Below are 23,017 nucleotides of genomic sequence, written 5' to 3'. Positions count from 1 at the left end.
GGTGAACCAGTTGCCGGAGTTTTGTCGTCATGGGGGCTGAGCAGCCTGAAACGATCGCCGCGATTGTGGCCGCGCATCGCGCGGGCACGCTGACGCCGGCGCAGACGGTCGCACGGACCTACCAGCGCATTCGCAACCACAACGATCCCGCGGTCTTCATCAGCCTGCGCGACGAGGAGGACGCGATCGCGGAGGCCGAGAGACTTGCCACGAAGGATGCCGCGAGCCTGCCGCTCTACGGCGTGCCGGTTGCGGTGAAGGACAATATCGACGCGCTGGGATTTCCGACCACCGCGGCCTGTCCCGCCTTCGCCTATACGCCAACGCGCGACTCCACCGCCGTGGAGCGCCTGCGCGCTGCGGGCGCCATTATCATCGGCAAGACCAATCTCGATCAGTTCGCGACCGGCCTCGTCGGCGTGCGCTCGCCCTACGGCATTCCCAAAAATTCGATCCATGAGGATCTCGTTCCCGGCGGCTCGAGCTCGGGCTCGGCAGTGGCCGTCGGCGCCGGGCTCGTGCCGCTCTCCCTCGGCACCGACACCGCCGGCAGCGGCCGCGTGCCGGCGATGCTCAACAACATCGTCGGGCTGAAGCCGAGCCTCGGCATGATCTCGACCGCGGGCCTCGTGCCCGCCTGCCGCACGTTGGACTGCATCTCGGTGTTCGCACTGACAGTCGACGACGCTGCGCTGGCGCTCTCCGTGATGGCCGGCCCGGATCAGGCCGACCCGTTCTCGCGCGACCGGCCGCTTCAGCAGCTCACGTCGTTCCCGGCGAATTTGCGCCTCGGCGTGCCACGCAACGGGCAGCTGATCTTCTTCGGCGACAAGGCGGCGGAAGCCGCTTACGGCGATGTGCTGAAGCGCTGGACCGCGCTTGGCGCGGATCTCGTCGAGTTCGACCTTGAGCCATTCTATGAGACGGCGCGGCTGCTCTACCAGGGGCCGTGGGTCGCCGAGCGCTACCTCGTGATCAAGGATCTGCTCGCGTCCGCACCCGATGCGATCCACCCCGTGACGCGCGAGATCACGGCGGCCGGCGCGCGGTTGACGGCGGAGGAGACCTTCTCCGCGCTCTACCGCCTGCAGAGCTTGCGCAAGATCGCCGAGCGCACATTTGCGAACATCGACGCGCTGGTGCTGCCGACCGCGCCGACCGCCTATACGAGCGCGGAGGTGCTGGCCAATCCGGTCGAGCTCAACAGCCGGCTCGGTACTTACACCAACTTTGTCAATCTGCTCGACCTCTGCGGCCTTGCCGTGCCGGCGTCGATGCGCGCCGACGGCATTCCGTTCGGCATTACGCTGCTCGCCCCCGCAGGATGCGACGCGTTGCTCGCCAGCATCGGCCGTGTGTTCCATGCGGATACGAAGCTCCGTCTCGGCGCAAAGAGCGTGGCGCAAGCACCGCTCGCGCCGCTGCCCGCAAGCAGCGGTGAGGAGATTCCGATCGCAGTCGTCGGCGCCCATCTCTCCGGCATGGCGCTGAATGGCGAGCTCAAGGCGCTGAACGGACGCCTGATCGAAGCGACCAAGACCGCGCCGGACTACCAGCTCTATGCACTCAAGACCACGCCGCCCAAGCCGGGCATGCTGCGCGTCGAAGCCGGCAAGGGCGCCGCAATCGAGCTGGAGATCTGGTCCCTGTCGTCCTCTGCCTTCGGCAAGTTCGTCAATGCGATTCCTTCGCCGATGGCGATCGGCACGATCAGGCTTACCGACGGCCGCAGCGTGAAAGGGTTTCTCGTCGAGCCGGAGGCGTTGCCAGACGCACGCGACATCACGGCGTATGGCGGCTGGCGGAAGTATATGGCGGAAGCCGCGACGACATAGGTGCGGTAGGGTGGGCAAAGGTGCGAAGCACCGTGCCCACCATCCATCCGCAAGGATGTTAGGATGGTGGGCACGCTTCGCTTTGCCCACCCTACCGCACCGAGCGAGTCGCCCTACACCGACACCGAATAGATCTCATACTCCCCGCGCACCAATTCGATATGCGCGCGCATGGCTGCCGCGGCCCCCTGCTTGTCGCCGCGCATGATGGCGACGACGACGCGGTCGTGCTCAGCTTGCGACTTGGCGAGCCGTCCGAGATTGCGGAACTGGGCGCGGCGGAACGGCTGAACGCGCACGCGGGTGGCGAGCGTGATCTCGGCGATGTAGCCGTTCTGCGATCCCGCATAGATCGCGTTGTGAAAGCGCTCGTTGACATCGTGGAAACGCTCGGGATTGCCGGCATAGCTCAGCACCCGTAGCTCCTCGTGGATGGCCTCCAGACCATGCCGCTCGGCGGCCGACATGCGCTCTGCGGCAAGGCCGGCGCACAATGCCTCGAGCTCCGCCATTGCCTCGAACATGCTCTTCAGCCGCTCGATCGAGGGCTGCGCCACCACTGCCCCACGATGGGCGCGCGCCTCGACAAGACCGCTCGCCACCAGCTGGCGCAACGCCTCGCGCACCGGCGTGCGCGAGACGCTGAAGCGGCGCGCGATGTCGGTCTCGTCGAGCGGCGCCCCGGGAGCCAAAGTTCCACGCACGATCTCGTCGGCGAGCTGAAGACGTAGCTCCTCGGCGCGCGTGACCTTGTGCAGCGATTGTGAGGGACGGTCGACGCGCGGCACCACCGGCTCGACCGGCAGCGCTCCGTGCGGAAAGTCGTCAAGCGTCATACGGTCTCTTTCGGCTCGTCGATGATGCTGACATGGGCGGCGACGACGCGCCAGCCCTCCGGAAAGCGAATCCAGGTCTGCATCTGCCGGCCGACCTTGCCGGGCACGGTGTCGCGATAGAACAAGGTGGAGGCCACGGCCGTGTCGCGGCCATAGCTCGTAATCACGGTCTTCGCGGTGCGCCGGTTCAGGCCGACCGGCGAGCGGCCGGCCCGGAAGCCGGAGATCGCCTCATAGCCGTAGAGGTTCTCGCCGATGCCGTAGCGCAGCGTGCGGGGGTCGTTGCGGAAAAGCTCACCGAGCACGGCGACGTCGTTGCTGACCAGGGCCTGCTCATAGCGCTCGAACGCGGCTCTGACTTCGGCGATCACGTCGGGAAGATCGATCTCCATCTCAAAATCCTCAAAGTCCCCTTGGCGACGGCGCCGATGCCACGCCCATCTTCTCCAGTGCGTACGCGACGCGCAACGCGACGTCCTCGCGCCACGGCGCGGCGATGATCTGCACGCCGATCGGCAGCGGCTCGAGCGGCACCGGCACGGCGACGACCGGAAGGCCGATAAAGGAGATCGGCTGGGTGTGGATGCCGATATTGGCGCGCACCGGCAGCTCGACGCCGTCGAGCGTAAAATTCACCTGGCCAAGCTTCGGCGCAGTGCACGGCGTTGCCGGCGCAAGCAACACGTCGACCGACTTGAAGATTTCGGCGAGCTGGCCGCGATACCAGCGTCGGAATTTTTGTGCGCGGTCGACCAGCGGCGCCGGCACCATGGCGCCCGCAATCAGCCGGTCGCGCACGGCAGGATCAAAATCGTTCGGGCGCTTGCGCAGGCGATCGAGATGCAGCGAGGCGCCTTCGGTGGTGGTAATGACATAAGCCGCCGCGCGGGCGCGCGAGGCTTCGGGAATGTCGACGATCTCAGTCGCGCCAAGCGCCTTGGCAATGCGGCTGACGGCTTCGACCGCTTCCGGAAACACGTTCTTCTGAAAGTGACCGCCGGCGATCGCGATGCGCAAGCCCGAGATGGACTGGCCGAGCAGCGGCGCCACCTGTTCGACCTCACGCGTGCTGCATGCGGCATCGTCGGCATCCGGTCCCTGCATCGCGTCATAGGCGAGCGCGAGGTCGGCGACGGAGCGCGCCAGCGGGCCGAGATGATCGAGGCTCGCAACGAACGGGAACGAGCGCGCCCGCGACAGCCGACCGTACGTCGGCTTCAAACCAAAGATGCCGCAGAACGAGGACGGCACCCGGATCGACCCATTGGTGTCCGAGCCGAGCGCGATCGGCACCAGCGCGCCGCCAACGGCGCTGCCCGATCCACCCGAGGAGCCTCCGGTCATCCGCGTGGTGTCGTGTGGATTGCGCGAGGGACCGTCGTGGATGTTCTCGCCGGTGAAGTCGTAGGCGTATTCGCCCATATTGAGCGCGCCGACCAGCACGGCGCCGGCTGCTTCCATCCGTTCGATCAACGTGGCGTCGCGCCTGGCTGGCGCGAGGTCGCGGTTGATCTTCGAGCCCGCGCGCGTCACGAGGTTAGCTACGTCGAACAGGTTCTTCACTGCAAAGGGCACGCCGGCGAGCGGACCGACTTTCTTTCCCGCCGCGATGTCGGCATCGATCGCGCGCGCCTTGGCGCGGGCACGGTCGGCGGTGACGTCGGTGAACGAATTGAGGATCGTATCGTGCTGCTTGATACGCGCGAGAGCTGCTTCCGTGGCAGCGAGCGCCGACATCCTGCCGCCCGCAACCGCGCTCGCGATCTCAGCAGCGGTCATCTCTGGCTTGATGGTCATGGCGACATCAGGCCGTGAAAATCGGCGCCGGCTCCGTCTCGTCCGGCAGCGCGAATTCGTCGACGAGGCGGCCAAGCCGCAGCGAGACTTCGAGATTGGCGCGAACGGCGGGTCTCAAGGCCTCCTCGACCGGTAGCGCAAGCGCCTTCGATACGGCTTCGATATAGTCGTCGATATGATTGTCTTGCGGCTCGGCCATCACGCTCCCACACTATCTCAGTGAACCTGCATCGGCGGATGCGGGATCGCCGTCAGCAGTTCCTTGGTGTAGTCGTCCTGCGGATCGCTCAAGACCTTCTCGGAAGAGCCTTCTTCGACGATCCGTCCCGTCCGCATCACAATGACACGATCGCACAACAAGCGCACCACATTCAAATCATGCGAGACGAACAGATAACTCATACCTAGGCGCTGCTTCAGGTCCTGAAGCAGATTGAGGACAACGGCCTGCACCGACACGTCAAGCGCCGCCGTCGGCTCGTCCAGGATCACGAGTTTTGGATGCAGGGCGATGGCGCGGGCGATGCCGACGCGGGCCTTCTGGCCGCCGGACAATTGATGCGGGAAGCGATCGAGCAAGTTGTGCGGCAGGCCGACCATCGTGGCCAGCTCCTCGCAACGGGCGCGCAGCGCGTCGCGCCCGCTGATGTCGCCGAGCTGCATGATCGGGTCCGCAATGGCGCGCGCGGCGGTGAAGCGCGGGTTGAGGCTGTCGGTCGGGTCCTGGAACACCATCTGGATGCGGCTGCGCTGCGGCAGCCGGGCGAATGCGGCAGGCGCGATGCTGCCGATGTCATCGCCGCCGAACTGGATCAGGCCCGAGGTCTGGTCGAGCAGGCGCATCACCATCATCGACGTCGTCGATTTGCCGCAGCCGGACTCGCCGACCAGGCCGACGCTCTCGCCGACGCGAATCGAGAAGCTGATGCCGTCGACGGCGCGGAACACCTCCGGCTCGACGGGCGGCTTGCGGCCGAACAATTTGCCGAGCACGGCGGTCGCGCCCTGGCGGGAATATTCCTTGACGAGCTTTTCGACGAGGAGGAGGGGCTTTGTACTCTCGTCACCCCCGGGCTTGACCCGGGGGTCCATCGACTGAGAGAGGTCTTTCGAAGTGTGATGGATGGCCGGGTCAAGCCCGGCCATGACGAATGGGGATTGCGCCGCTCCAGCCCCCTCCTCCGGCAGCAAGTCTCGCAACGATGCACCCAGCCGCGGCGTCGCGCGCATCAGCTTCTTGGTGTAGGGGTGCTGCGGGCTGGCGAAGATGTCGGCAGCCTTCGCGGTCTCGACCACTCTTCCCTTCTCCATCACCACCACACGATCGCAATAGGCGGCGGCGAGGCCGAGGTCGTGCGTGATCAGGATGGTCGACATCGCACGTCGTTTGGTCAGCTCGACGATCAGGTCCATCACCGCCTTCTGTGTGGTGACGTCGAGGCCGGTGGTCGGCTCGTCCGCGATCAGGAGCTGCGGATTGCAGGCCAGCGCGAGCGCGATGACGACGCGCTGGCACATGCCGCCTGACAGCTCGAACGGATAGGCGTGGTAGCGCTCGCGCGGCCGGGCGATCTTGACCTGCTCCAGCGCCTCGATCGCCTTCTCGCCGTGATCGGCGACCTGGGCCTGCTGCACATGGGTGCGCAAGACGTCCTCGATCTGATCGCCCACCTTGCGGATCGGATTCAGGGCAGCGCGCGGATTCTGGAAGATCATCGAGACCTCGCGGCCGCGCAGATCGCGCATCTGGTCCTCGGTCGCGGCCTTGACGTCGATGCCGGAGAACATGACCGAACCTTCGGCGATCCGCCCCGCGCGATCGAGGATGCGCATCACCGCATAGGAGGTCACCGACTTGCCGGATCCGGACTCGCCGACGATCGCCAGCGTCTCCCCCTTGGCGAGGCAGATGCTGACCTGCTGCACCGCCTTGACGATGCCGCGACGGGTGGTGAATTCGACGGTGAGGTCCTGGACCTCGAGCAGGGGCCGGGCGGTCACGAGGACCTCCCAATCAAAAATGGCGAAAACAACCCCATGCACAGTAGAAGGCACTTGATTTCATTGCAGAATTTCGGTCGAAAATTCGCGCGGACAACAGCCATCACGTTCTCCGCTGCGGGTCGACGATGTCGCGCAGGCCGTCGCCGAGGAGGTTGAAGCAGAACACAGCGATCATCAAAGCAAGGCCGGGGAATAGCGCGATCCACCACTCGCCCGAGACCATGAAGCCCGCACCTTCGGCGACCATGATGCCCCATTCGGCGGTCGGCGGGCGGACGCCGAGCCCGATGAAGGACAGGCCGGCGGCGTTGAGGATGGCGTAGCCCATGGTCAGCGACATCTGCACGATCATGATCGGCATGATGTTCGGCAGGATGTGCACCAGGAGGATGCGGAATTCGCCGCGGCCGGACAGACGTGCCGCCTGCACGAAGCCGGCATTGCGGCGGACATTGGCCTCGGCGCGAGCGACGCGGGCGTAGAGTGGGAAGTTCACGATCGCGGTTGCGAGGATGATGTTCTGCACGGTGTTGCCGAGCGCAGCGACGATGCCCATCGCCAGCACGAACAGCGGGAAAGCCATGATGGTGTCGGCGATGCGGCCGACGATGCGGTCGGTCCAGCCGCCGAAATAACCGCCGGCGATGCCGGCGAGCCCGCCCATCAAGAACACCAGCGCGACGGAGGCGACCGCGATGAAAACATCGAGCCGCGTCGCCACCACGACGCGGCTAAAAATGTCGCGGCCGAGCTGGTCGGTGCCGAACCAGTGCGCCGCCGACGGCGGATTCAGCGCGGCGGCGGTATCGGAGGCGAGCGGATCATACGGCACGACATAGGGGCCGAAGATCGCGGCCAGGAGGATCAGGATGAGCAGCGCGAAGGCGAAGCCCGTGACCTTGTTCTCGCCAAGGACGTACCGGGTCTGATCGAGGATCGCGACGAGGCCGGAGGTCCGCGCAGGACCGACGGGTTCGACCGCAGGCGCAACGGTGCTCATGATGTCGTCCAGATAGCGCTTGATTGAGCTAACGCGTAGCGAAGGTGCCTCACCTCTCCCGCTTGCGGGAGAGGTCGGCGCGGAGCGCCGGGTGAGGGTTCTCTCCTCTTGGGGGTTCTCGATTGTGGAGACACCCTCTCCCCAACCCTCCCCCGCAAGCGGGGGAGGGAGCCCACCTTCCTTGGGGCTCGCAACCGACCAAACCTCATGCGCTAGCCCTCCAGCCTGACGCGCGGATCGATCACGCCGTACAAAATGTCGATCACGAGATTGAGCAGCACGTACATGACGGCCATGGTCAGAACGAAGCCCTGCACCGGCGCGAAGTCGGACGAGATCAGCGCTTCCACCGCATAGGAGCCGATGCCCGGCCAGGCGAACACTTTCTCCACCAGCACGTTGGCGCCCAAGAGGAACGAGAACACCATGCTCAACGTGGTGATGACCGGAAGCATGGCGTTGCGGAAGGCGTAGGTGACGATGACGGTCCCCGGCGACAGGCCGCTGGCGCGGGCCGTTCGCACGAACTCCGAAGCCAGTACCGCCAGCATCGAGGCGCGCGTCATGCGCGCGATCGGCGCCAGCGAGAAGATCGCGAGCGTCGTCGCGGGCAAGATCAGCTGGCTCAGCGCGGAGCGAAACGCCTCAATGTCGCGCGCGAGCAGCGTGTCGATCAGGTAGAAGCCGGTTACTGTCGGCGGCGCGCTGTAGAACACGTCGAGCCGGCCGAGCGGCGCCGGCGACCAGCCGAGGCGGAAATAGAAGACATAGACCAGCACGAGGCCGGTGAAGAACACCGGCAGCGACACGCCGGCCGTCGTCGTGACGCGGCAGAGATGATCGATCCACGATCCCGGCCGCGTTGCCGCCAGCACGCCGAGCGGAATGGCGATGGCGATCGAGACGAAGAGGCCGAGCAGCGTCAGCTCGGCGGACGCCGGCAGGCGGTTGCGGATCTCGGCCGCGACCGGCTGGCCGGTGGTCAGCGAGTTGCCGAAATCGCCATGAGCGAGATCGCCCGTGTAGCGGAAGAATTGCTCGATCAGCGGCCTGTCGAGACCGAGCTTCTTGCGGATCTGCTCGACGGCTTCCTTGGTCGCGGCAGGGCCGGCGAAGTAGGCGGCGGGATCGCCTGGCAGCGCGCGCGTCAGCAGGAAGGTGACGATGACGACGCCGATCAGCGAGGGGATCGCGAACATCAACCGCTTGCCGATGATTGCTAACATGCGGCAAGCCTCTCGTTCCGCGGCTCTCGGGCGAATGGCGAATAGCGAGTGGCGAGCAGCAGAACGTCCGCCTCGTTGCACACCATTCGCTACTCCTATTCGCCATTCGCCAGAACGCTATTCACTGTTCGCTATTCGCCATTCACCCTACTCACCCCTTCGCCATCGCGCGGTAATCCAGGCGGCGGTGGAACCAGTATTGGTAGCCGCTGATGTTCTTCTGCATCGCGACGTTGACGAAGGGCTGGTACAGCGGGATGCGCGGAAGGTCGGAATAGGCGAGATCGACGAAGCCTTTTACGTCGGCCTCATAGGCTGCCTTGTCGCCGGTGGCTGCGGCCGTGCGCGCGCCGTCGATGAGCTTGTCCATCTCCGCCGACTTGTAGCTCATCGTGTTGAAGACGGAATTGTTGCCGTGATAGCACCAGTAGAAGAAGTACTCGGGGTAATCGAGCCAGCCCGAGAACACGTTGGTGAAAAGCGGCATCTCCTTCTTGTTCAATTCGGTGCGCCAGTTAGCGCCGGGCACCTTGTTGATGGTTGTCTTGATGCCCAGCTGGGCGAGGCTCTCCTGCACCAGCACGCAGAGCGGCTCGTTGACGCCGGCGAAGTTGAGATCGAATGAGATCGTGGTCTCGAAACCGTTGGCGTAGCCGGCCTCGCTGAGCAGCGCCTTCGCCTTGTCCATGTCGGTGTTGAACTTGTGCGGCTGCGGCCAGGCGACTTCGGTCGGCTTGTCCTTGGGCGCGCCGAACATGGGATTGCCGAGCCCGAACAGCACCGCGTCCATGATCTTCTGATACGGCAATGCATAGGCGATGGCCTGCCGCACCTTGGGATTGTCGAACGGCGGCTTGGTGACGTTCATGCCGATATACTGGATGCCGTTGGAGAACGGCAGCGACACCACATTGAGCTTGCCGTTCGCCTTCATCTCCTGAAAATCCCTGAACGGCAGCTCATACGAGATGTCGGCATCGCCGCGCTCGAGCAGGGCCCTGCGGTTGCCGGCCTGCGGCACCATGCGCCAGATCACGCGCTTGATCTTGGGCAAGGGACCGCCGACCCAATCCTCGTTGCGCTCCATGATGACTTCGGTGCCGGCGGTCCACTTCGTCACCTTGTAGGCGCCGGAGCCCGCGGTCTGCTGCTTGGTGAATTCGAGGCCCCAGGGATCCTTCTCGCTGGCGTTCTTCTTCACCAGCTCGGAATTGACGATGCAGGGCACGATGACCGCGAGATCGGGAATCGTCAGCTTGTCCTTCTTCAGGAAATCGACGCGCACCGTATGGTCGTCGAGCACGACGAACTGCTCCGGCTTGGTCAGCGAGCCCGCGCTCATCTGAAAGGTCGGGAAGCCGCCGACGCTGACAGCGCGGTCGAGCGACCATTTCACGTCCTTGGCGGTGACCGGCGCGCCGTCGTGGAATTTGGCGTTCTTCTTCAGCTTGAAGGTGACCGACATGTCGTCGATCTTCAAGTCCTCGGCGAGCTCGCCCTTGAACTTGTCGCGGTCGTAATAAGGCACGCCGCCGGGTCCGCTTTTCATCTCGTGGCTGATCAGGCGGTCGTAGCAATTCCAGGACACCTCATAGCCGGGCACGTTGGTGCCGACGCCGTGGATGTCGAGATTGTTGGGGCCGCCCTCGGAGACGATCAGTAGCGTCTCGGAGCGCGCATCGGCCTTGGCCGAGGAGATCATCGAGGGCATGGCCGGAAGCGCCGCGCCAGCGGCCAATCCGGAAACGGACTTGAGGAAATCGCGGCGCTTCATGAAATCGCTCCAACACAACGTTTTTGGTTGGAGCCGGATTCGCAAGGTTCGTGCCAAGGCTTAATGGAGGCTTAGCCCGATCCTAAGAGATTGGTATTCCACGAGAATGTAAACAGGAGGCCTCTCAAAGCCGATGCGGCACGCTCCTCTTCTGCATACAAGGACAGGAAATTGCCTAAATATTAGGCCGGCGATACAGAGGCCCATTCAGAAGGCGATAGCAGAATCCCTTGAGCAGGTAGCGTGGCGACCTGCTGAAGCGATGAGGATTGGCCGTCATTCCGGGGCGATGCGCAGCATCGAGCCCGGAATCTATCCAGCCGCAGAATGCGCGGGACAATGATTCCGGCCTTGCCGCTCCGCAGCGCCCCGGACTGTGGGGCGGGATCACCCAGGCCAGATCAGCTCCTGCAATTCGACCAGGTCATTCGCCCTCTCCTGCCAGCCTTCGACACAGATATGGCTGTTGAGGTCGCTGGCGCGGTGCAGCAGCATCAGGGCCATCAGGCGCCGCTTGAGCGCGAAATCGAGCTTTGCATAGCCAAAGCCGTCGAGCAGGCTGCGCACCCTGCCCGGCCGCCCCGCCGCCATGAACGCGCTGGGCCCGAGCAGATCGTAATCGCGCGATCCCGCGAGGACGTCGCCGAAGTCGAACAGGCCGGCGAGCGACCATTGGCCGTCATCACAGGCGAGCAGAAAATTCTCCGGAATGTATTCGCCGATCAAGATCACCGGCGGCGCATCCATTGGAATGAGTTTTGCCGCATCGCGCAGGAGATCTTCCAGACCTCCGAGGAATTTCGGCGCAAGGCCAAGACGCAAGTGCCGCGCCTTACAGCCCTGCATCTGCTGGCGCATGAAATCGTCCCAGCGCGGCTCGATGTGCGCGAGCTCTCCGAGCGGGGCGCGCTGCACGGAGGCGATGGTCTCGCCGATCTGGTGCAGCACGCGCTCCTTCTGGTCTTCCGCCAAGTGCGGCCAGGCCTCCGAGCCCAGCGTGCCGGCAAGGCGCGTGATGATCAGGTATGGCCAGCCGTCGCGCATCCCCTCCGCGACGATCTCCGGAATTGGCAGATGCAAGCGGCCGGCAAGCTGCGTCAGCGAGCCGCGCTCGGAGATGAATTGCGCGCGCAGCAGCGGCGGGAAGATTTTGAGGATGAGTTTTTCACCGAGGCCGATGACGAGATTGGTGCCGGTGGAAAATACCTGGGGCTCGCTGGCATCGAGACCGTGGCCGCGCGCGATGTCGAGCGCGTTTCCCAGCCATTGCGATGGATCAGCGCGATAGACGCGGAAGCTTTCTGCGTCGGTGAAGTGAGGGAGTTGTTGCGACTGCGTGATCGTCATTGGCGCTTACTCATGAGAGGCAGAGTCTTCTTTTGTTGAATTGGTGCAAGCCACGGCGATCGTGCACCTCTCCCGCCTGCGGGAGAGGTCGACGCGAAGCGTCGGGTGAGGGTTTTCTCCTCTAGGGGATTGTCCCGTTGCGGAGACAACCCTCTCCCCTGCCCTCCCCCGCCTGCGGGGGAGGGAGCGCACCTCCTTTGCGACGGCACCGAGGTGCCTACCGCTCCGGGCTGGCACGCTCGAACTGGCGCAAGAGTTTGTTACCGCGCTCGACCGCGGAATCCAGCGCGGCTTGCGCACTCTTGTGGCCGGAAAAAGCCTGCTCCAGCTCGTCCTCGATCGCGCCGCGGATCAGAATGAAGGAGCCAAGCCGGATGCCCTTGGAGTTCTCCGTCGGCGGATGCAGCGTGATCTGCTCGAACGAGATCGCCGAGCCGGGATTGCGTTCATAGAAGCCCTGCGCCCGCGTCAGCTCGAAGGCGGCGCGGGTGATCGGCAGATAGCCGGTGTTCTGATGCCAGGCGGCCTGCACGCCGGGCTGCGACAGATAGGCGAAGAACCGCGCCACGCCCTTGTATTCCTCGCGCGGCCGGTCGCGCAGCACCCAGAGCGTGGCACCGCCGATGATCGAATTCTGCGGCGCGCCCTTCACGTCGGGCCAGTACGGCATCATGCCGTAGCCGATCTCGAACTTCGAATTCGCCTTGATGTCGGCCCGCGTTGCCGAGGAGCCGATGAAGATGCCGCATTCGCCGTTCTGGAAACGCGGCTCGGCCGCTTGTCCGCGGCCGCTGTAGTCGAACAGCTTGGTCTTCCGCCACTCGCTGAGCACTGCGATGTGATGCACGAGAGACGGATTGTTGATGGTCAATTCCGCATCCAGCCCGGCAAAGCCGTTCGCCCGTGTCGCCAGCGGCAGATTGTGAAAGGCGGAGAAATTCTCGACATGGATCCAGGACGGCCAGGACGTGGTGAAGCCGCAAGGAGCGCCGCGCTCGCGCAGGCGCTTTGCAGCCAGCCCCAATTCCGGCCAGGTCTTCGGCGGCGTCTCCGGATCGAGGCCCGCATCCCGGAACATGGTCTTGTTGTAGTAGAGGATCGGCGTCGAAGAATTGAACGGGAATGACAACAGATTGCCGGCCGCATCGGTGTAATAGCCGGAGACGGCGGGGAGGTAATCGCTCAGCGAGAACGGCTCGCCCTGGTCCCGCATCAGGCTGAACACCGGATAGATCGCGCCCTTCGCCGCGGTCATGGTGGCGGTGGCGACCTCGTTGACCTGGACGATCGCGGGCTGGCTGCGCGAGCGGAAGGCGAAGATCGCCGCCGTCACCGTTTCGGTGTAATTGCCCTTGTACGCAGGCACGATGCGGTAATCGGACTGCGTAGCGTTGAAGTCAGCGGCGAGCTTGTCGAGCTGCCGGCCGAGCTCGCCGGACATCGCGTGCCACAGCGCGATGTCCGTGACGGCACGCACTGGAGTGGCCCAGGCGACAGCCGCAAAGACGGCGGCGACCTGCAAAAAGCGCAATGCTGAAATCACGATGGCTCTTCCCGGCGCGCGCGACAAAAGGCGGCTGCCCTGCTTAAGGCGCGGCATTGGCAGTTTCAACCGGGAATGCGCAGCGGCCGCGCCGCACAATCGGCCACCGTCCGGAGCGGGATGGCCTTCCCTTTACCATCTGCTAGATTGCGTTGAACCTTTTCCTTCCGCCATAGACTGCACCACTGAGGGGTTGAGTGTGCCAGTGCTGAGCCGTGCCGAACTCTCGCGGACCGGGGTGATCTTCGTCGCGCTTCTGCTTGCCGTCTGCGCGACGGACGCGGTTGCGCGCGAATTTCGCGCCGCCGATACCCAGAGCGAGGATTACCCGACCGTCCAGGCGCTGCGCTACATGGGGGCGCTGATCGCCGAGCACACCGGCGGCCGGCACGAGATCAAGGTGTTCCACTCCCGCCAGCTCGGTGAGGAAAAGGAGACCATCGAGCAGACCCGCGCTGGCGCGATCGACCTCAACCGGACCAACGTGGCGCTGATCGGCAATTTCGTTCCGGCGATGAATGTGCTGGCCATGCCGTTCCTGTTCCGGTCCATCGAGCACATGCAGAAGGTGCTGGACGGGCCGATCGGCAGCGAGATCCTCGGCAGCTTCGAGCCCTATGGGTTCGTCGGGCTCGCCTTCTACGATTCCGGCGCGCGGTCGATCTACAACGCTCTCCGCCCGGTCCGCAGCGTCGCCGATCTCAAGGGAATGCGGATCCGGGTACAGCAGTCGGAGTTGATGAGCCAGATGATGCGCGCGCTCGGCGCCGAACCGGTCGAGCTGCCTTACGGGCAGGTGCTCACCGGGCTTGCCAACCACCTAATCGACGGCGCCGAAAACAACTGGCCATCCTTCGTGACGACAGACCATTACAAACACGCCGGCCATCTGGCGCTCACCGAGCACACGATGAGCCCGGAAGTGCTGGTGATCTCGCTGAAGGCCTGGAAGAGCCTCTCGGCGGAGGAGCAGGTGATCTTCAGGGAGGCCGCGCAGCGCTCTGGCCGCTTCATGCGCGAGAAATGGCGCGACCTCGAGGAGCAGTCGCAGCGCAAGGCCCAGGACGCGGGCGTCACGGTCATCAAGGACGTCGACCGCAAGCCGTTCGAGGAGGCGATGGCTCCAATCTATGCCAAGGCTGGGCGTGATCCGGCCGCGGCCGCGCTGATCGAACGCATTCGCAAGGTGGAGTAGAGCTTCTTGGCTGGGCTCGGACACAGCGAGACCGCAGAAAGACCGCCCGGCCCGCTCGGACGGGTGCGCGCGCGCATCGTCGCCGCGCTCCGGGCAGTGCCGATCCGCTGGCGCATCCTGTCAATCGCGGCGCTGAACTCCGCCGTGGTGGTGGTGCTGGTCGCGATGATCTGGAACGGTGTGCAAGTGCTGGGCTCGGCCTGGGACGACGTGCGCCAGGTGCGCGAGTCCGACCGGATCCTGGCGCTGCTCGAAAGCGAGACCGGGCGGCTGCAAAACCTGATCCACCGCTACATCAACCAGCCGAGCCCGGACCTGTTTGCCGAGATCCTGCTGCTGCGGGAGGCGGTGCTGGGCACGCTGACGGGCCGCGCCACCAAGGACCCGATGCTGTCAGGCTCGGTCGAGGAGCTCGAGCGCACCACCGACCGCTTCCTCAACGGCTTTGGCGAGCTGCGCAGCGTGCAGGCCACCATCGCCAAGACCTATGAGGAGCAGGTGCAGGGTCCGGCCAGGGACATGGCCGGCCTGTATTCCATTATCGAAGGCGCCACCGGCCATCGCGACGCGCTGATCTGGCCCTCGCTCGGAAAATCCCGCGAGGCTTTCACCGCGATGCTGGTCGCGGCCAATTCCTACTATCTGTCGCTGTCGTCAGGCGCGGCCGACGACGCGCGGCGCAACACCGAGACGATCGAGAAGACCATTCCGGTCATGATCGACCTCGCCGACAACGACCTCCAGCGCATGGCCTTGCGGCGGCTCGCGGACCGCACCGCGTCCTTGCGCGAGGGCTTTGCAAAACTGTCCGAGCAGCTCGCGAGCCGCACCGAGCTGTTGCGCAACACCATCGATGCCAGCCAGGCCGAGGCGATCGGCGCCATCGACGACCTCTCGACCAAGATGCGCCACCGCGAGCAGAAGGCGCAGGAGACTTTCGACCGCACGCTGGCCGACATCTCTCGCCGCGTGCTCTCCGTTGCGGTGATCTTCCTCGGCATCATCCTCGCCGCCGGCGTCTTGATCGCGCTGTCGATCCGCCTGCCGCTCCAGCAGCTCATGACGGCGATGCGCGCGATCACGCTCGGCGACCTCGGCCGCGAGGTGCAGGGCACGAAGGCACGCGACGAGGTCGGCGCGATGGCGCGCGCCGTGGAAGTGTTCCGCGAGAACGCGATTGCCAAGCGCCAGACCGAGGACGAGCTGCGCGCGTCGAAGGAAAAAGCCGAGAGTGCGCTGCTCGAGCTCAACACCGCACAGCAGAATCTGATCGACGCCGAGCGCCTCGCCGCGCTCGGCGGCTTGGTTGCCGGCGTCGCCCACGAGGTCAACAATCCGATCGGCATCAGCCTGACGGTCGCCTCGAGCTTTGCCCGGCGAAGCGAGATCTTCGAGGCGCAGCTCAAGGGCGATGGGGGCCTGCGCCGCTCGCAGCTCGAAGAGTTCGTGCAGTCCTCGCGCGAGGCCTCGCAGCAGCTGGTGGCCAACCTCCAGCGCGCCGGCGAGCTGATCCAGTCGTTCAAGCAGGTCGCTGTCGACCGCTCCCATGCCGAGCGGCGGCAGTTCTCGCTCAGCGAGGCCACCGAGCAGATCATTGCCAGCCTGCGCCCGGTGCTGAAGCGCTCGCCGATCACGCTTCAGGTCGACGTGCCCGAAGGGCTCCTGCTCGACGGCTATCCCGGCTCCTACGGCCAGATTCTGACCAACCTGTTCCTCAATGCCGCCAACCACGCCTTCGCCGACGGACGTGCCGGCACCATCATCATCTCGGCGCGGCCGCGCGGGACCGACGACATCGAGATCAGCTTCACCGATGACGGCGCCGGCATGACCCCCGACGTGCAGCGCCAGGCCTTTGACCCTTTCTTTACCACCCGGCGCAATGAAGGCGGCACGGGACTTGGCCTCCATATCGTCTATAACCTCGTCACCCAGCAGCTCGGCGGCCGCATGATGCTGGAATCCAAGCTGGGACAAGGCACTACTTTTCGCATTATCATGCCGCGCATTGCCAAGGGCGGCGCGCAAAGCACAGAAAGTGACGGGACTTCTCAATGGCCGAACAGGACGATGTCCTCCACCTGATCGACGACACCGGTACCGCGTCGGAGGATGCCAACACCCGGAAATGGAAGATCGCCGTCATCGACGACGATCCGGCCGTGCATGACGGCACCCGTTTCGCGCTGTCCGACTACAGCCTCAACGGCCAGAGCCTGGAGATCCTGTCGGCCTATTCCGCGGCAGAAGGCCGCAAGCTGATGGCCGAGCACGGCGACATCGCCGCCGTGCTGCTCGACGTCATCATGGAGACCGACGTCGCAGGCCTCGAGCTCGTCGAATTCATCCGCAACGAGATCAAGAACGAGACCGTCCGCATCATCCTGCGCACCGGGCAGCCCGGCCAGGCGCCCGAGCGGCGCGTGATCGTGCAGTACGACATCAACGACTACAAGGCCAAGACCGAGCTCACCGCCGACAAGCTGTTCACCTCGCTGACCGCGGCGCTGCGCTCCTATCAGCAGCTCGAGCGCATGGTGCAGACGCGGCGCGGACTCGAGATCATCATCGACGCCGCCTCGACGCTGTACGACTTCAAGTCGATGCAGCGGCTCGCCGAGGGCGTGCTGACCCAGCTCGCCTCGCTGCTCAACGTCGATTGCGCCGGCATCCTGGTCTTGCGCGACAATGGCGGCATCGATCCCGAGCTCTCGGTGCTCGCCGGCAGCGGCTGCTACAGCCGCTTCATCGGCAGCACGACATCGAAGGCGCTCGATCCCGATCTGCGCGAGATGGTGGAAGCCGCGTTCCAGCGCCGCAAGAACGAATTCGCCGACCACCGCAGCGTGATTTACTTGCGCACCGGAAGCGGCCGCGAGGTGGTGGTGCTGCTCCAGGCCGAGCGCGAACTGTCGGAGACCGACCGTTCGCTGGTCGAGATCTTCTCCAGCCGGCTCTCGATCGCCTTCGACAATGTGATCCTCTATCAGCAGCTTCAGGACGCCAATACGCAGCTGGAGGATCGCGTCGCCCAGCGCACCCGCGCGCTGATGCAGGCGAACCGCCGCCTGTCCGCGCAATGGCTGCGGCTGCAGCGCGCCAACGGCTTCAAGAACGAGATTTTGGGCACCGTCGCGCACGATCTGAAGAATCCGCTCGGCGTCATCCTCGGCCGCACCGAGATGCTGAAGGAGCTGATCTCGACCGGCGCATCGGAAAGCGGCGTGGTTGCTCAAGTCGATCACATCCGCGACGCCACCAAGCGGCTGACCACGATGGTCGATCACCTGATTTCGGATGCGATGGCCGATGCTTTCGACATCACCATCCGCCGCGAGCCGGTCGACGTCGCGGCCCTGGTCAAGGAGGTCGCCGATGCCAACCAGCCGCTCGCCGTCAACAAGCAGCAGACGATCAGCGTCGCCGCACCGCCCAACATCGTCACCATGTGCGATACCGACCGCATCCGCGAGGCGATCGACAACCTCATCAGCAACGCCATCAAATACTCGCCGATCGGCGGCAAGATCACCGTCGCCGTGACCCATGAGGGCACCGAAACCACCGTCCGCGTCAGCGACGAGGGTGCCGGCCTGTCGCCGGAGGATCTCGGCCGCCTGTTCGGACGGTTCCAGCGCCTGTCCGCAAAGCCGACCGCCGGCGAGAGCTCGACGGGGCTTGGGTTGTCCATCGTCAAGCGTATTATCGACATGCATGGCGGCGAGGTGACCGCCAACAGCGACGGCCCTGGCAAGGGCTCGACCTTCACCATCACCCTCCCCGCGACCGAAATGCCGTGATCTCAAGACCATGACTCAAAGCCAGCACATCATGATCGTCGACGACGAGGCCCCGGCCCGGGAGATGGTCGGCGATTACCTCAAGATGCACGGCTTCACCGTGACGCTGTGCGACGGCGGCAAGTCCTTGCGCGCCGCGATCCAGGGCAGCATGCCCGATCTCGTCGTGCTCGACCTCAACATGCCCGAGGAAGACGGGCTCTCGATCATCCGCGATCTCAAGAGCCGCATCAACGTGCCCGTGATCATGCTGACGGCAACCGCGAGCCCGATCGACCGCGTCGTCGGGCTCGAGCTCGGCGCCGATGATTACGTGGCAAAACCGTGCGAGCTGCGCGAGCTGATGGCGCGCATCCGTTCGGTGCTGCGGCGAAGCGGGCCGGCCAAGGCGGCGGCGCCTGACGCCGCGGCCGCAAAGTCGGACAAGGATCAATTGGTGCGCTTCGGCACCAAATGGCTCGATCTCGAAGCGCAGGCCTTGCGCGACGACGAGGGCAACGAGCATCCGCTGACCGCCTCCGAGTTCGGGCTGCTCAAAGTGTTCGCGGCCAATCCGAAACGCGTGCTGTCGCGCGAGCGCCTGCTGGAGCTCGCCAACGCGCGCGACGCCGAGGCCTTCGACCGCGCGGTCGACCTGCGCATCATGCGCATCCGTCGCAAGATCGAGCCCGACCCGGCCAAGCCCGCCGTGATCCGCACCATCCGCGGCGGCGGCTATCTGTTCTCGCCGGCCGGCGAGAAGGCGTAAGGGCTCTGGTCATTCCGGGGCGCCCGAAGGGCGAACCCGGAATCTCGAGATTCCGGGTTCGATGCTATGCATCGCCCCGGAATGACGGGTAACGGCGCCACCAAACGCAATCCCCCGAAATTCGTTCCGCGGCGTGCCTGTCCGGCCCCGAATCCCCATTCCCGTATTTTCCGCACATTGAAATTCCACGACTTTTTGCCCCGAATGTTTCGTCGCACCCCTTCCGAAGAAACAATTTGGCGACGCACGAAACCATTTTCTCCTTTTCGTGCAGACGTCCCGAAACGTTGGCTCATTAACACTCGGCTCAAGGAAACGCCGCTCGGTTGCGGCGCTACGGGGAGCTAAGTCCATGCCGAACGTCATTGCCATCAACGCCCAAGCCAGCCACAGCATCATTGCCGTTCAGGCGACTTCGGACGATATGCTTCTCGAAAGCATCGCCGACGGCAACCGGACGGCCATGCACATGCTGTACTGCCGCCATAACGTTCGGGTGTACCGCTTCATCCTGCGCATCGTGCGCGATGCCACCACGGCGGAAGATCTGGTCAGCCAGGTGTTTCTGGACGTGTGGCGGACCGCCGGCCAGTTCCAAGGCCGCTCGCAGGTTTCGACCTGGCTGCTCTCGATCGCCCGCTTCAAGGCGCTGACCGCGATGCGCCAGCGGCGTTTCGAGGACATCGACCAGGAGGACGTGCGCCAGATCCCCGACGATGCCGAGACGCCCGAGACCTCGCTCGATCGCAACGATACCAGCGCCATCCTCCGCGCCTGCGTGCAGAAGCTGTCGCCTGCCCACCGCGAGATCATCAATCTCATCTACTACCACGAGAAGTCGGTGGAGGAGGTCGGTCAGATCATCGGCATCCCCCAGAGCACGGTGAAGACGCGGATGTTCTACGCCCGCAAACAACTGGCCGATTTGCTTAAGGGCGCCGGCGTCGATCGTTTCGCCGCCTAAGCTCGATGGATTCAACGGGATAGGACCGCTCCTGTGGCCCCATCCCCGGACACGGAAGTGTTACCGCCGACGAAACAATTGAAACAAAGCACAACATCAGGCGGAAAAACTTCCCTCCTATAAAACTCACATACGCTTTAAACCTCCCAAGGACCTCCAGCGACCCGGACGGGATGCCCCCCTCCGGGTCGTTTTGTGTTTGGGGTTAAGCCTATCGCCGCGGGCTGGCGGCCTCACCCGCTCGCTGGAGAGGGCGCACCATCGCCGTGGCCGGCATCTCCCGTCACGAAGGCGTGACGCTGCGTAACGTCTGACACATCCATCCCGAACAGCCCTCGTGACCTCATGCACGAGTGCCTCCATGCTCGAACTTCTCTTCGCCGTCCTTGCCGGAATCCTGACTATCGCCGCGCCGTGCACGCTGCCGATGCTGCCGATCCTGCTCGGCGCCTCGATCGGGCGCGCGGGGCACGTGCGCCCCGCGATGATCGCGCTCGGCTTCGTCATCTCGTTCTCGGCCACCGCGCTGCTGCTCGGAGCAATCACGCGGCTGTTCGATTTCGATCCGAACGTGTTGCGCGAGGCCGCGTCCATCCTGCTGCTCGGCTTCGGCCTGTTGATGCTGTGGCCGGCACCGTTCGAATGGCTGTCGATCCGGCTCAATGGCTGGCTCGATCTCGGCAGCTCCAGCGCCACCCAGCGCGAGGGCGCACTGGGTGGGATCATGCTCGGCACCACGCTCGGCCTGGTCTGGACGCCCTGCGCCGGTCCGGTGCTGGGCTCGATCCTGACGCTGGTTGCGACCTCCAAAAATCTGACCTGGGCCGGCACGCTGCTGGTCGCCTACGCCATCGGCGCGGCGATCCCGATGCTGGCGATCGCCTATGGCGGGCAGGCCGCCAGCACACGGGTGCGCAGCCTCGCCCGCATCTCGCCGCGGCTGCAGCAGGGCTTTGGCATCGTTGTGATCGCCTTCGCGGTTGCGGCCTATTTTCAATACGACACGCTGATCGTGGCGTGGCTCACCGGCTTCTACCCGACTGGCCAGATCGGCCTGTGATCATCGCGCATCTCAACCGGAGGACTCGTCCATGGCTTTCAAACTGCTCGCTGTGGCCACCGCCCTGATCAGCATGACCGTATCAGGCGCCGTCATCCCCGGCATCTGCGACGAGGCCGCACGCGCTGCGCCCCTCGTCACCGCGGCCGCGAGCCAGCAGACCGCGCCCGACTTCACCGGCATCAACACCTGGTTCAACTCGAAGCCGCTGAGCATGGCCGAGCTGCGCGGCAAGGTCGTGCTGGTCGACTTCTGGACCTATGGCTGCGTCAACTGCGTCAACACGCTGCCGCACGTCACCGATCTCTACGCCAAGTACAAGGACAAAGGTCTCGTCGTTGTCGGCGTACACACGCCGGAATTCCCGTTCGAGCGTTCCGCCTCCAACGTGCAGGCTGCGCTGAAACGCCACGGCATCACCTATCCGGTGGCGCAGGACAATGATTCCAAGACCTGGAACGCCTACCGCAACCGATATTGGCCGGCGCAGTACATCATCGACAAGACCGGCAAGATCGTGTTCCAGCACGAAGGCGAAGGCAGCTACGACCAGATCGACCGCACGGTGGCGCGGCTCCTGAACGTGAACAGCTGATGCCGCGCCGGCATCGCCCCACTGGCTTCATCTGTCGTCCTTGTTGCTTGACTCCACGGAGCCGTCCGTGGAGTTTCGCAGCCCCGGAAATCAGCCGCCCGCGATGGACGACGCGACCACCAGCACCGACATTCGCCTTCGTGAAGGCTCCTCGATCGCGCAGCGGCTGATCATGGCCGGCTCTGCGGCCGCGGTTGCGCTGTGCTTCACGCCCGGCCTGTTCACGCACGACGCACTGGAAGTGACGATCTCGGTGGCCGCTCTCCTCCTAGGCGCGGCATTCGTCTGCGGGATCATGCTGGCGCCGGCGGTGGTGTGGATCATCACTCCGAACGAGATCCTGATCGGGCGACAGCGTCCCTTCGGAAAGCTCCGAACGCGGGTCGTCCCGAAGGACCACATCAGGGAATTGCAGGTTCCCGGCAGTAAGAGGGCGAAAGCCCGCTTCCAGCTGGCCTTCACGCTGGCCTCCGGGGAACGCCTGACGTCCCCACCGATGTCCGACGTCACGCATGTGCGCGATACCGTGGCCCAGATCGCCGCGCAATTCGGCGTTCCCAATGTCGAGGCACCTAGCAATCCGCTCGATGCCAGCAATCCCGAGATGCATCTCGGCGAACCCCTCGAGCCGTTTTCCGCGCGCGACATCCGCATCGTGGCGTTGATCGCCGTCGCACTGTGCGCCGTTCCCTACGCCTACAAACTCTGGCGCGGACTGCCGCCCGGACCGATCGACATCATGCTGCTGCCGGTTGGCGCGATCGCCGCGTTCGCCGTGCACAGATACGCCAACCTCGTGACCGGCGCTTTCTGGATCATCCGGCAAGGGGATATTCGCGTCGAACGCCTGTGGGGCGACGGCACGCCGCGCGCCGACCATATCGAGGGCCGCGACGTGAAGGCGATCACGGTCGAGCGCCGCGGCCGATCCGAGGACGAGCACTGCATCGTCGTGATCCGGTTGCACTCCGGGCGGCGCTTTCGTAGCCCCCGCATCGGCTCGCGGCTCGAGGCCCGTGCCGTGGGCGCCGAGATCGTCCGGCGGCTGGGGATCGCGGCGGAGAGCAATAAGATTTAGTTGGCATCAGTGTCAGTTTGTCGAAGGCGATCTTTCCGCGAGTTCGGTCCGAGCCTCTCCCGCTTGCGGGAGAGGTCGCCGCCCCAGCGGCGGGTGAGGGTTCTCTCCTCTGAGGGGCTACGGGATGCCCGAAAGTGATTCCCAGCGATTTCTGGATGTGATTCAAAGCTTTGACCGGTGCGGTAGGAGCTTTGAATGTCATTCGGCGATATCCG

19 protein-coding genes are annotated in these 23,017 nt (G+C 64.8%); 9 read left to right on the top strand and 10 right to left on the bottom strand.

All coding sequences use genetic code 11. The features are described from left to right. The first annotated feature begins 29 nt into the window (after positions 1-29). Positions 30-1,835, top strand: coding sequence for an allophanate hydrolase (atzF, locus tag IVB12_RS36610; RefSeq protein ID WP_247307659.1), 1,806 nt, complete (start codon positions 30-32; stop codon positions 1,833-1,835). A 113-nt stretch (positions 1,836-1,948) separates the two neighbouring features. Here atzF and IVB12_RS36605 read toward each other — a convergent pair whose 3' ends face one another. The 10 genes from IVB12_RS36605 to ugpB all read right to left on the bottom strand — a co-directional run bounded on the left by IVB12_RS36605 (position 1,949) and on the right by ugpB (position 13,419). Next, positions 1,949-2,671, bottom strand: a complete 723-nt coding sequence (locus IVB12_RS36605; protein WP_247307656.1) for a GntR family transcriptional regulator — start codon at positions 2,669-2,671, stop codon at positions 1,949-1,951. Beyond that, complete coding sequence (gene hpxZ / locus IVB12_RS36600; protein ID WP_247307654.1) at positions 2,668-3,063, bottom strand: oxalurate catabolism protein HpxZ; 396 nt, start codon at positions 3,061-3,063, stop codon at positions 2,668-2,670. Before hpxZ ends, IVB12_RS36605 begins: the two co-directional genes overlap by 4 nt. A gap of 10 nt (positions 3,064-3,073) precedes the next feature. Next, complete coding sequence (locus IVB12_RS36595; protein WP_247307652.1) at positions 3,074-4,468, bottom strand: AtzE family amidohydrolase; 1,395 nt, start codon at positions 4,466-4,468, stop codon at positions 3,074-3,076. Positions 4,469-4,475: 7 nt separating this feature from the next. After that, positions 4,476-4,667, bottom strand: a complete 192-nt coding sequence (locus IVB12_RS36590; RefSeq protein ID WP_247307650.1) for a DUF4089 domain-containing protein — start codon at positions 4,665-4,667, stop codon at positions 4,476-4,478. Positions 4,668-4,684: 17 nt separating this feature from the next. Further along, a complete protein-coding gene (locus tag IVB12_RS36585) occupies positions 4,685-6,469 on the bottom strand; it encodes an ABC transporter ATP-binding protein (protein ID WP_247307648.1) in 1,785 nt (594 codons plus the stop codon). 103 nt (positions 6,470-6,572) lie between these two features. Beyond that, positions 6,573-7,472: an ABC transporter permease gene (locus IVB12_RS36580; protein WP_247307646.1), complete on the bottom strand. Its 900-nt coding sequence runs from the start codon at positions 7,470-7,472 to the stop codon at positions 6,573-6,575. Between the two features lie 212 nt (positions 7,473-7,684). Continuing rightward, entirely contained in the window at positions 7,685-8,698 is a 1,014-nt protein-coding gene (locus IVB12_RS36575; protein ID WP_247307644.1) for an ABC transporter permease, read from the bottom strand. A gap of 151 nt (positions 8,699-8,849) precedes the next feature. Beyond that, positions 8,850-10,472 (bottom strand): ABC transporter substrate-binding protein, encoded by a 1,623-nt coding sequence (locus IVB12_RS36570; protein WP_247307642.1) that lies wholly within the window; start codon positions 10,470-10,472, stop codon positions 8,850-8,852. A gap of 387 nt (positions 10,473-10,859) precedes the next feature. After that, complete coding sequence (locus IVB12_RS36565; RefSeq protein ID WP_247307638.1) at positions 10,860-11,819, bottom strand: aminoglycoside 3'-phosphotransferase/choline kinase family protein; 960 nt, start codon at positions 11,817-11,819, stop codon at positions 10,860-10,862. A gap of 217 nt (positions 11,820-12,036) precedes the next feature. Beyond that, positions 12,037-13,419: a sn-glycerol-3-phosphate ABC transporter substrate-binding protein UgpB gene (gene ugpB, locus IVB12_RS36560; RefSeq protein ID WP_247307635.1), complete on the bottom strand. Its 1,383-nt coding sequence runs from the start codon at positions 13,417-13,419 to the stop codon at positions 12,037-12,039. A 142-nt stretch (positions 13,420-13,561) separates the two neighbouring features. Here ugpB and IVB12_RS36555 point away from each other — a divergent pair, with 142 nt between their 5' ends. The 8 genes from IVB12_RS36555 (at position 13,562) to IVB12_RS36520 (ending at position 22,802) form a co-directional block, all read left to right on the top strand. Beyond that, positions 13,562-14,557: a TRAP transporter substrate-binding protein gene (locus IVB12_RS36555; RefSeq protein ID WP_247307632.1), complete on the top strand. Its 996-nt coding sequence runs from the start codon at positions 13,562-13,564 to the stop codon at positions 14,555-14,557. Between the two features lie 6 nt (positions 14,558-14,563). Next, on the top strand, positions 14,564-16,642 hold the full coding sequence (locus IVB12_RS36550) for an ATP-binding protein (RefSeq protein ID WP_247281890.1): 2,079 nt from the start codon (positions 14,564-14,566) through the stop codon (positions 16,640-16,642). After that, positions 16,612-18,357: a DUF3369 domain-containing protein gene (locus IVB12_RS36545; protein WP_247307628.1), complete on the top strand. Its 1,746-nt coding sequence runs from the start codon at positions 16,612-16,614 to the stop codon at positions 18,355-18,357. The genes IVB12_RS36550 and IVB12_RS36545 overlap by 31 nt, the downstream gene beginning before the upstream one ends. A gap of 10 nt (positions 18,358-18,367) precedes the next feature. Continuing rightward, the gene (locus IVB12_RS36540; RefSeq protein ID WP_247281892.1) at positions 18,368-19,105 is read left to right on the top strand and encodes a response regulator; all 738 of its coding nucleotides are present in this window, start codon (positions 18,368-18,370) and stop codon (positions 19,103-19,105) included. Positions 19,106-19,457: 352 nt separating this feature from the next. Next, positions 19,458-20,069 (top strand): sigma-70 family RNA polymerase sigma factor, encoded by a 612-nt coding sequence (locus tag IVB12_RS36535; protein ID WP_247307626.1) that lies wholly within the window; start codon positions 19,458-19,460, stop codon positions 20,067-20,069. Between the two features lie 361 nt (positions 20,070-20,430). Next, entirely contained in the window at positions 20,431-21,129 is a 699-nt protein-coding gene (locus IVB12_RS36530) for a cytochrome c biogenesis CcdA family protein (RefSeq protein WP_247307624.1), read from the top strand. Positions 21,130-21,160: 31 nt separating this feature from the next. After that, a complete protein-coding gene (locus IVB12_RS36525; protein ID WP_247307622.1) occupies positions 21,161-21,724 on the top strand; it encodes a thioredoxin family protein in 564 nt (187 codons plus the stop codon). A gap of 103 nt (positions 21,725-21,827) precedes the next feature. Continuing rightward, positions 21,828-22,802 carry a hypothetical protein gene (locus IVB12_RS36520; protein WP_247308144.1) on the top strand — a complete coding sequence of 325 codons (975 nt, stop codon included), beginning with the start codon at positions 21,828-21,830 and terminating at the stop codon, positions 22,800-22,802. Positions 22,803-23,017 lie beyond the last annotated feature (215 nt).

Origin of the sequence: Bradyrhizobium sp. 179 (genome assembly GCF_023073535.1) — a bacterium.
Lineage (GTDB): Bacteria > Pseudomonadota > Alphaproteobacteria > Rhizobiales > Xanthobacteraceae > Bradyrhizobium.
Note: the sequence above shows the minus strand (reverse complement) of the source record. Positions and strands in the feature narration are given on the sequence as shown.